The sequence below is a fragment of the Pseudoalteromonas sp. MMG033 genome (assembly GCF_057197785.1).
This window is the reverse complement of sequence record NZ_CM170070.1, coordinates 1961079-1970000: the sequence shown is the minus strand read 5'-3', so window position 1 is coordinate 1970000 and position 8922 is coordinate 1961079. Positions and strand designations below refer to the sequence as shown.

11 protein-coding genes (1 of these 11 cut by a window edge) are annotated in these 8922 nt (G+C 41.3%); 3 read left to right on the top strand and 8 right to left on the bottom strand.

Annotated elements, in window-relative coordinates:
• Window positions 1-431, bottom strand: partial view of a glutamate racemase gene (gene murI, locus AC2CZC_RS08655; protein WP_484584508.1) — the 5' portion only. It extends 376 nt beyond the left edge of the window; 431 of the gene's 807 nt are visible here — the first part of the coding sequence; it begins with the start codon at window positions 429-431; its stop codon lies off the left edge, out of view.
• Between the two features lie 72 nt (window positions 432-503).
• Window positions 504-1607 (bottom strand): DUF5610 domain-containing protein, encoded by a 1104-nt coding sequence (locus tag AC2CZC_RS08650; RefSeq protein ID WP_484584507.1) that lies wholly within the window; start codon window positions 1605-1607, stop codon window positions 504-506.
• A gap of 161 nt (window positions 1608-1768) precedes the next feature.
• On the opposite strand from AC2CZC_RS08650, the gene trmA reads away from it, so the two are divergent.
• Window positions 1769-2866 carry a tRNA (uridine(54)-C5)-methyltransferase TrmA gene (gene trmA / locus AC2CZC_RS08645; protein ID WP_484584506.1) on the top strand — a complete coding sequence of 366 codons (1098 nt, stop codon included), beginning with the start codon at window positions 1769-1771 and terminating at the stop codon, window positions 2864-2866.
• A 60-nt stretch (window positions 2867-2926) separates the two neighbouring features.
• On the opposite strand, the gene AC2CZC_RS08640 is transcribed toward trmA, so the two are convergent.
• The 4 genes from AC2CZC_RS08640 to ccoG form a co-directional block, all read right to left on the bottom strand.
• Window positions 2927-3559, bottom strand: coding sequence for a thiol:disulfide interchange protein DsbA/DsbL (locus tag AC2CZC_RS08640; protein WP_484584505.1), 633 nt, complete (start codon window positions 3557-3559; stop codon window positions 2927-2929).
• 15 nt (window positions 3560-3574) lie between these two features.
• Window positions 3575-4198 (bottom strand): thiol:disulfide interchange protein DsbA/DsbL, encoded by a 624-nt coding sequence (locus AC2CZC_RS08635; protein ID WP_063361210.1) that lies wholly within the window; start codon window positions 4196-4198, stop codon window positions 3575-3577.
• Between the two features lie 19 nt (window positions 4199-4217).
• Entirely contained in the window at window positions 4218-5192 is a 975-nt protein-coding gene (locus tag AC2CZC_RS08630) for a serine/threonine protein kinase (protein ID WP_484584504.1), read from the bottom strand.
• Between the two features lie 152 nt (window positions 5193-5344).
• The gene (gene ccoG / locus AC2CZC_RS08625; RefSeq protein ID WP_484584503.1) at window positions 5345-6766 is read right to left on the bottom strand and encodes a cytochrome c oxidase accessory protein CcoG; all 1422 of its coding nucleotides are present in this window, start codon (window positions 6764-6766) and stop codon (window positions 5345-5347) included.
• Window positions 6767-6982: 216 nt separating this feature from the next.
• On the opposite strand from ccoG, the gene AC2CZC_RS08620 reads away from it, so the two are divergent.
• Both AC2CZC_RS08620 and AC2CZC_RS08615 read left to right on the top strand, forming a co-directional pair.
• Entirely contained in the window at window positions 6983-7339 is a 357-nt protein-coding gene (locus AC2CZC_RS08620; protein WP_484584502.1) for a hypothetical protein, read from the top strand.
• Entirely contained in the window at window positions 7339-7545 is a 207-nt protein-coding gene (locus tag AC2CZC_RS08615) for a hypothetical protein (protein ID WP_237135515.1), read from the top strand. The genes AC2CZC_RS08620 and AC2CZC_RS08615 overlap by 1 nt, the downstream gene beginning before the upstream one ends.
• A 28-nt stretch (window positions 7546-7573) precedes the next feature.
• Here the strand turns inward: AC2CZC_RS08615 and AC2CZC_RS08610 are convergent, their stop codons facing one another.
• A complete protein-coding gene (locus tag AC2CZC_RS08610) occupies window positions 7574-8161 on the bottom strand; it encodes a UPF0149 family protein (protein ID WP_484584501.1) in 588 nt (195 codons plus the stop codon).
• Window positions 8162-8163: 2 nt separating this feature from the next.
• On the bottom strand, window positions 8164-8922 hold the full coding sequence (locus AC2CZC_RS08605) for a type II secretion system protein N (RefSeq protein ID WP_484584500.1): 759 nt from the start codon (window positions 8920-8922) through the stop codon (window positions 8164-8166).

Sequence of the window (8922 nt, the reverse complement as noted above, 5' to 3'; positions counted from 1 at the left end):
GTGGTGTGATAAATATCAACCTGACAATCACTCGCAAAGTTTGAAATTAGATTGGCAGTATAAGTATTCTTTGACGTTGCAGGGGTCGCTAACAAACCGATGTGTTTTCTTACGCTCGAAATAGCTGCGGGCTTGATTGCTGGTACTACTCCAACAATTGGCGTCGTCGTATATTGTCGCGCAGTATCCAAAGCGTATGTAGAAGCGGTATTACAAGCAATCACAATCACATCAACAGACTGGTTTGTATTATCAAGCCAAGCTAATAGTGATATTAATCTAGATTTTATGGTTTCTTGAGATTGCAGGCCATAAGGTAGCAATGCATTATCCATCACGTAACTATAGCGGGCGTACGGTATCCTTTTTTTAAGATGTGATAGAACACTTGTCCCACCAATCCCTGAATCAAAAACTAAAATATGTGGCAAACTTCAATCCCCCGCGTTCAAGACTCGAAGTTTGCCATGCTATAGAGCGAAAATAAACAACACTAAAGCGACTTAGCTATTTTGTGCATCATCTTTGCTATTCAAAGCACTAAAGTAACTTTGCGCGTAGTCTAAGAATTGATTAAGCCTTTGCTGACCTTCATTCATCCACGCCATGATATCAGGTAACTGTGCTTGTAGGCCCAGAGACTCCGCGTCACTATTCAACCCTTCCAGTCGCTTGTCTAATGGTGCAAATGCTTGTTCTAATTCCTTCATCGGGTTGCTTTGTTGATATTGTGCAATCGCTGCGGACGTTTTACTTTGCCTTAAGTCCATCGTAAAGTTAGTAATTTGCTCACTATCTAGACTCAGGCCTTTCGCCAGTTCAAAGGCATCATCGTATTCACCAGCAAAAAATGAGTCACTCACATCACGAATATCTTCCATCATTGCATTTATGGCTTCTTGTTCCTCCCCATTAAGTTCACCATTCACACTGATAGAAAAACTCACTTCTTGAGAAGAACTCTCGCCATAAGCAAAACCGACACTATCACCATTACGCTCGTAACTGGCACCACGTGACTGACTGTATGCATCACTGAACGAAATAACGACTTCGTCACCTTCCGCTGTCGTAAAAGCATACTCAGCTTTATTCGATAGACTGGCAAATTGCGCTGCACTGACAGACAAATGCTGAGGAGTTGGGTTAAACAGCTCCTTTTCAAACTCATCTAAGCCATTAAAGATCCCTTCTTTGGACTTTTCTATCCCCTCAGAGATTTCATCATCAAATAACCCCGAATCTTTTAGCTCACCTGTTGCTTCATCAATACCCGTTTGCACCCCTTTACGGGCTTGTTCTAACATGCTCTTTAAGGTGTCGTCATCCTGACCATCCGCTTTTGCTTTGTTGATAGCTCCCTGCACAAAGCCAAGCACATTCTTAACAATCTCTTCGTAATCGAAAAAAGGCTTGTCGGCCTCTTCTTTTTTTTCAATGCCCAGTGCCTGAGCCAACTTATCATCGAGCACTTTCGCAGCAACCTGAGACTTATTCCCCTGATAAACATCAGAATTTATTGAGATATTAGGAATGTTTGGCTTTGCTTTTGCTGCATTATGCTGCATTGCTGGGTTTAACAGCTGATTCAACTGTCCGATCTTCATGATTGCTCTCCGCTATACCCTATCAGTTAATTATCGGCCATATGTGACAAAGCTAAAGGTGATTTGTACAATAAAACTGCAATTTTAGCCCTAAGCACTGGACAAATGTTCCTCGCCCCCTAAAATAGCGCCTCCTTGCAATATACAAAGGTAGCCTCAGCATGGCCGTGATCAAAATCGATGCTTCGCAATACGAACAGCAGCTTGCAGAAAAACAACAGCGTATTAGTGCGCAATTTGCCCGCTTTAATGCCCCTGAATTAGAAGTTTATGACTCTGAAACCAGTCATTACAGACAACGCTGTGAATTTCGCGTATGGCACGATGGCGAAGATTTGTATCACATTATGTTTGACCAACAAAGTAAAGAAAAAATACGTGTCGACCATTTTGACCCTGGCGCACCTTTAGTCAATGAGCTGATGCAGGTGATGATGGAAAAGCTTCGTCACAATGAAATTTTAAGACGAAAGTTATTTCAAATTGACTACCTATCAACGCTAAGCGGTGAAATTTTAGTAAGTTTGCTTTATCACAAGCAGCTTGATGATAGCTGGCAAGAAGCGATGACTGCACTAAGATCAGAGCTCCAGAAAACTTATAAAATTGACTTTATCGGTAGAGCAAGAAAACAAAAAGTTGTCTTTGGTGATGATTTCGTCACAGAAAAACTGACTGTGGACGATACCGAATATACTTACCAGCAAGTCGAAAACAGCTTTACTCAACCTAATGCAAAAGTGAATGAAAAAATGCTGTCATGGGCTAAGTCTATAGCACGCCCGCTCTCGAATGACTTACTTGAGCTCTATTGTGGTAATGGTAACTTCTCTATCGCACTAGCAGAGCACTTTGACCGTGTTCTAGCTACTGAGATTTCAAAGTCGTCTGTACATTCCGCGCAATATAATATTGCAGCCAATAAGGTCTCCAATTTAGATATTATCCGTATGTCGAGTGAAGAGTTTACGGACGCAATGAAAGGAAAACGCAGCTTCTCTCGTCTCAATGGCATTGATCTACAGTCTTACAATTGCCAAACAATACTAGTTGACCCACCTCGTGCAGGTATGGATGAGCTGACCTGCCGATTAGTCAGTAACTATGACAATATTATATATATTTCTTGCAACCCAGACACATTAGAACGTGACCTTGATATTTTGAGTGAAACTCACAAAATCGAGCGCATTGCGATATTTGATCAGTTTCCATATACACATCATGTTGAATCCGGTGTATTTTTAACGCGTAAATAATACCGCTATCCCGAAATAAAAAACCCCGCAATTGCGGGGTTTTTTATTTATCTTGCGAGCTTACTTGCTAGCTAAATAGTTAATCAATTTCGCAATATCATCAGGGCTGGTGATGCCTGAATCTCTGCCAAGTACTAACTTATATTTACCGCTGACAATAAATGTCGGTACACTTGATAAAGCGCCTTTCTCTTGCAGCTGTTTTTGCTGTCTTGCCATTTTCGAAGCTTTAGTACGCACAGAGAAACTCTTGTACATTTTGTCAAACTTGGCACCATCAACGCCTTGTGCAACAAATACGTCTTTGATATCCGCAAGCTCGTTAAAGTTACCGCGCTTTGTGTGAATATGGTTGAACATCGCAGACACAATTTGCTTCTTCTGCGGTAAAACCTCAGCGGTTGCCAGAGCTGTAGCAATCATTTTTTGATGTTCAGGGTCGCGACTACCAATAAAATCAACATGGCTCTTTTTAAATTTAACACCGTCGTCTAATTTTGGTTTAAACTCTTCAATTAACCCTTCAAAGTTATTACACGCTGGGCAATAAAATGAAAAGTACTCTGTCACTTCAGGCTTTTTTGTTCCGCGCTCTGCAATCACTTCATAGTGTTTACCTTCTTCGAATGTGGCAGCATTTGCAGCCAAAGGTAACATCAACGCTAACAACGCAGCTTTTATCGATTTCAACATATTATTCTCCAACCATTATTTTTCTAATAAGTGTTTAACTAATTCGTTGAATTCAGCTTGGCTTCTCAAAGAATTTGTAATTACACGGTATTTATCGTTGACGATAAATGTAGGTACACCTTTAAGTGCACCAGCTTCACTAAATCGTTTTTGATCGTCCTGCATTGCCTTTTCAGCTGCAATAACAGGCATACTCGCCAATGTAGATTCAAACTTTTCAGCTGATACACCGTGCGCTTCTAGTAACTTCTGCACGTCTTTCATGCTAGCAAAACGGCCGTTTTGTTCATGGATGGTCTTGAAAATTTGATCAACCACTTGCGAATCAACACCAAATTGCTTGGCCACGATGTAACCATAACTTAGGTATTGCTGTGCTTCTGGAGGTATCCCCCCCATAAAATTAACGTGGATCTTTTCAAAAGGAACAGTTATTGGCAGGCTGGCATGCAACGCTCTTGCGGGGCCTTCAAACTTATAGCAATGAGGGCAATAAAATGAAAAGAATTCCACAACTCGTGGCGTTTTACTTTTCTGTAATGATAGTGTTTCGTAATGCACACTTTCTTTAAACTCAGCAGCCATTGCAGCAATTGGCATACATAGCGCCAGCAAAGCCACTTTAATCGATTTCAACATGTACTTTCTCTCTTAAATTTTATGGATAAATTGTTAGAGCTGGCTCATCAAGCGCAGCCAATTGTTCTTTTAATGCCAAGATCTGCTGTTCCCAATATTTGTCTGTCGAAAACCAAGAAAAGTTCCTTGGAAATGCAGGATCTTGCCAACGTTTTGCCAACCACCCCATATAGTGGATCATACGCATTGCCCGCAGCGGTTCAATTAGTTGTAATTGAGTCATGTCTAAGTCACTAAACTCCTCATAACCACCGAGTAAAGTGTCTAATTGCAATGCTTGGTTTTGACGGTCGCCATTTAACATCATCCATAGATCTTGGATAGCAGGTCCCTGGCGACAATCATCTAAGTCTACAATCATTAATTGTTCTTGAGACCACAGAATATTGCCAGCATGGCAATCTCCATGCAATCTGATCGTATCATTAACTGTGAATTTTTCTTCCGTTTTTTTAACAACTTGCTCTAAAACAGTAGAAAAAGCCAAATGTAGGGTTTGGGGTAAACACTCCCAAGCCAAAATATCTTGGCTTGCTTGTCTTAAAAAACTGTCAGTATCGACGCTGGGACGATGTTTAAAATCATACTTTTTAGACACACTGTGAAGCCGGCCTATATAACGCCCCAAGACTTCAAGTTGATCTAGATTATCCATCTCAAACTGCCTTCCGCCCACACTTGGGAATAACGCAAAGCGGTACCCATGATGTTCAAATAAACTGGTATTATCTTGTTTGATAGGACACACAACGGGTACTTCAGACTCAGCAAGTTCAAATGAGAATGCATGCTCTTCCTTAATCTGTTCATCACTCCAACGGTGAGGACGATAAAACTTTACAACATAGCGCTTGGCATCATCACTGCGAAACTGATATACGCGGTTTTCATAGCTGTTAAGAGGAAGAAGCCCAGATTCTGGGTAAACCCCAATACTTTCGATTGCATCGAGAATCAGATCTGGTGTGAGGTTTTGATAGCTAAAGTCGCTCATTGCTGCTGTCCATTAATCGTGTGAAAAGTGTTGGTATTGGCACATAAAGCCTTTAGACCACAGCACAATAGGATAAAGCCAAGTATGTTTTGAAGCAAAAATATATTATCGCTTGGGGAACATACTTAATGTATATCCCCCAAAATAAGCGCTCAACGTCCTTTGAAGAAGTTTGTTGGCTGGGAAATTTGAGACTCAGGTGCTGAGTCACTCGATAGTACAAAATGAAACTCAGTCACGGGTTTTGTTAGGTCATATGGATCCATCACCACAGAAACGGGGATATCTAATGTAGAACCAGCTGAAACTGTCGCAGATTGCTTACCCAAAAGTTCAAAATGCTCGAGGCCACTCACCGCAATATTAAAAGTTTGCATTGTCTGCGCTTTGTTTATCAATTTGAGGGTATAGGTATTCTCAACCATGCCATCATAATTAACTCGATATAATTGGTTTCTATCGCGGATAATATCCAACTCAAATGTTTTTCGCATCGCGATATTAACAAGCAAAGCGCCGCTTAAAATCAATAAAATAAGTACGTAGCCAATCAACTTAGGGCGCACTGGTTGAGTTACTCGTTTTGCATGTTCTAAATTACGCTCAGTAGTATATGAAATTAAACCTCGCGCATAGTGCATTTTATCCATCACACCATCACATGCATCAATGCAAGCCCCACAGTTTATGCACTCATATTGTAACCCATTGCGTATATCTATCCCTGTTGGGCAAACTTGGACACATAATTTGCAGTCAATACAATCGCCTAAGCCTAGTTCTTTCGGGTCTTGTTTACGGCCTCGCGGTCCCCTGCCTTCACCGCGTTTGTTATCATAGCTTACGGTAAAAGTGTCTTTATCAAACATGGCAGATTGGAACCGCGAATAAGGGCAAATATGCAAGCACATGATTTCCCGCATCCAACCCGCATTACCATATGTACACACCGCAAATACCACAACACTGACAGTGGCATAGCCGCTTGCTGAAAACATCATCAGATCAGGTAACAGTGTTCTTATTGGTGTGAAGTAACCAACAAACGTGACCGCCGTATAAAACGAAAAGGCGAGCCAACTAGCATGCTTTGCGCCTTTTCGAAGAAACTTATCTAAGTCCATAGGGCGTTGGTCGAGCTTTTTTCGCTGATTTGCAGAGCCCTCACATTTTTCTTCGAACCAGATAAAAATAAATGTCCAGACGGTTTGTGGACATGTATAGCCACACCAAACACGACCATAAAATGTAGTTACTAAAAAAAGGGCAAACGCCGCAATCATTAAAATAAATGCCAGAATCGTCAAATCTTGTGGCCACAAAGTCAGGCCAAAAATATTGAACTTCTGTTCAAACAAATCAAACAGCACTGCTTGTTGGCCATTAAAATTGAGCCAGGGCAAAAGCATAAAGGCAAGCATACCCAAAAAACCGATCCGCTGACGCAGCAATTGGTGCATACCTTTCACCGCGCGTACATAAATACGATTACGCGGGTTAAATCTATCCGGCTGAAGGTTCTCCGGTTTTTGAATCTCGACAGGGATATTCTTGGTTTTAATTTTATTGTCCATACAAGCTCCTTAAGTGCTTTGGACAGGTTACTCGCTACAGTGACCTTACTTTTACTAAGGATATTATATGCAACAGCTCGCTATTAGCGTAGCCATAAATCGCACGACGGTGGCAAAAACTACGAATATTTCCTGAGCAATTCGCTTGCTTTTGATTCTTGCATTTTATTACACTGTGACTTTGATTGAGTCGAATAGATCAAATTTGCGAGCTTTATGAAAAAATACCTGTTACTTGTACTCATTATACTGGCGTTGTTCACTATTGATCACCCTTTGATCAAGGAGCCTAGAGATAAACTGCTACAACAAGGTGTCGATACCCTTGGTGAAACCAGCAAAACTCAGTATAGCCTTGCTGCAAAACAAGCACGGCATGAAATTGCTAAAGAGATAGACCTCACAGCATCGGAAAAAGAATATCTGCAAGATGCACTTGCTACTGATGAAAAAGTAAAAGTTTTTCACGTACGCTTCTGCCAAGAACATGAACTCAATTTGTACTTCTTCGGACCAAAATTACAAACTATTTGTGATGTGACGACAAAAGCGATAAGAAAGGCAGAGCTTTAATGATAGACATAACGCAATTTAACAAACTTCGAGCGCGCTCATTTAACGACCAAAAAGCGTTACTCAAAAAATTGGCGAAGGGACAAACCGTCCTTTGCCAGACATGCGGTCAAGCAATCTCGTTAAATGTTGCGGTTAAAGAAGGAGAGAAGGCAACGGCACAATGCGCAAAAGGCTGCACTCATATCGAACTAGATGTAGCTTGAGTTGAATAACTCAAACTACATCTCAAAATTACTCGCTGTATAAGCCACTACTTAGAGCAACTTGCTCTATTAATTCAGCGTAGGCTGGTGCTACTTCTAAGGCCAGCTGGTATTGTTGTTCAATGAATGTCTCAATACCGACTTCAATTGATTTACAATATACCTCCACCTGATCGAACTGTAAGCTGAAAAAGCCCAGCAATTCTGTACTGGTTACAAGTGCCTGCTTGAGTTCATCTGAAAGACTGTCACTGTGATTCAGTTTATTCAAATAACTTTGGCAACCATGCAAAAATCCAGTGCTCCATAACTGCTTATCACTCCAGGGGGAAGACAAATCAAAAGGGAGTGCAAAACCGCTTGAAAAAACTTGCTCACTGATATGATGGTGTAGCGCTAAAAATGCAAAGACAACATCCTCAGACACCTGTTCGTCTGCACCGGTTACATGACTTAACCAAGCTTCTGGCTCAATGCCATCAGGGCTGCATATGGTTGCAAACAAAAAACCTTCTAACGATTTAAGCTCTAGTACGTCAGGGTATGTCTGAGCGCGCTGGCTCAGATAATTCACAAGTAAAGCCTCATGTGCAGGCTGATAACTAAAATCCATCATTACTACATACTCACTGGATATCGACCTTGAGAGTCAGGACGTCCCAAGAATTTAACGGCATCATGAACCTCTTTAGGCAATGACGCATCAGGTTTAATATTGCCAGCAACCTTAAATTGCATATTTTCCGCCAACGTTGCATCAGCACGCAAACCCAGTAAATTTTCAGGCTCTACCACAACGGCAATATCACCTGATTTACAGCTTAGTAGCCCACTTAAATCACCAATGCTGAACCAACCGGACATGCCTTTCACTTGGATTTCGGGGCTACTGATATCACCTTTTAAGCTCTCACAATAAGGCTGTCCACTATTATATTCGTCAAGCTCTAGAATAACTCTGCCTTTTGCATCGACTGGTAGCGGCAAGTTTACTTGGCGCATCGCTTGTTCAACGCTAAAACGTAGTGTTGTTCTGCCTAATTCAACACTGTTATCAAATAATGAAAAAGCAAAGTCACTTCGACCAGATAATTCATCTGAGCGACGCGCATTACCAAAATTCAGCTTGCCTTGAACCTGGCCGGTGAATAAGGCCCATCCATTTAACTGCCACTTAACATCATTAAAGCGCAGGTTCTGATATTGAACGCCACTAATTTGACCTTCCCAAAAAGAGCCGGTTACAGCACCCAAACGAACGTCTTTAGGAATATGAGACTTCACCAATTGCAAAGCGACTGGTGCTGGAATACTAACAATCGTAAAAACGATAAACGCAAATAAGAAAGCCAATACTACACTAACTGCATTTTTCAT

Excerpts from the sequence above, each read along its gene's own strand:
- AC2CZC_RS08650 (WP_484584507.1), bottom strand. The coding sequence starts at position 1,607 with ATGAAGATCGGACAGTTGAATCAGCTGTTAAACCCAGCAATGCAGCAT.
- trmA (WP_484584506.1), top strand. The coding sequence starts at position 1,769 with ATGGCCGTGATCAAAATCGATGCTTCGCAATACGAACAGCAGCTTGCA.
- AC2CZC_RS08640 (WP_484584505.1), bottom strand. The coding sequence starts at position 3,559 with ATGTTGAAATCGATAAAAGCTGCGTTGTTAGCGTTGATGTTACCTTTG.
- AC2CZC_RS08635 (WP_063361210.1), bottom strand. The coding sequence starts at position 4,198 with ATGTTGAAATCGATTAAAGTGGCTTTGCTGGCGCTATGTATGCCAATT.
- AC2CZC_RS08630 (WP_484584504.1), bottom strand. The coding sequence starts at position 5,192 with ATGAGCGACTTTAGCTATCAAAACCTCACACCAGATCTGATTCTCGAT.
- ccoG (WP_484584503.1), bottom strand. The coding sequence starts at position 6,766 with ATGGACAATAAAATTAAAACCAAGAATATCCCTGTCGAGATTCAAAAA.
- AC2CZC_RS08620 (WP_484584502.1), top strand. The coding sequence starts at position 6,983 with ATGAAAAAATACCTGTTACTTGTACTCATTATACTGGCGTTGTTCACT.
- AC2CZC_RS08615 (WP_237135515.1), top strand. The coding sequence starts at position 7,339 with ATGATAGACATAACGCAATTTAACAAACTTCGAGCGCGCTCATTTAAC.
- AC2CZC_RS08610 (WP_484584501.1), bottom strand. The coding sequence starts at position 8,161 with ATGATGGATTTTAGTTATCAGCCTGCACATGAGGCTTTACTTGTGAAT.
- AC2CZC_RS08605 (WP_484584500.1), bottom strand. The coding sequence starts at position 8,922 with ATGAAAAATGCAGTTAGTGTAGTATTGGCTTTCTTATTTGCGTTTATC.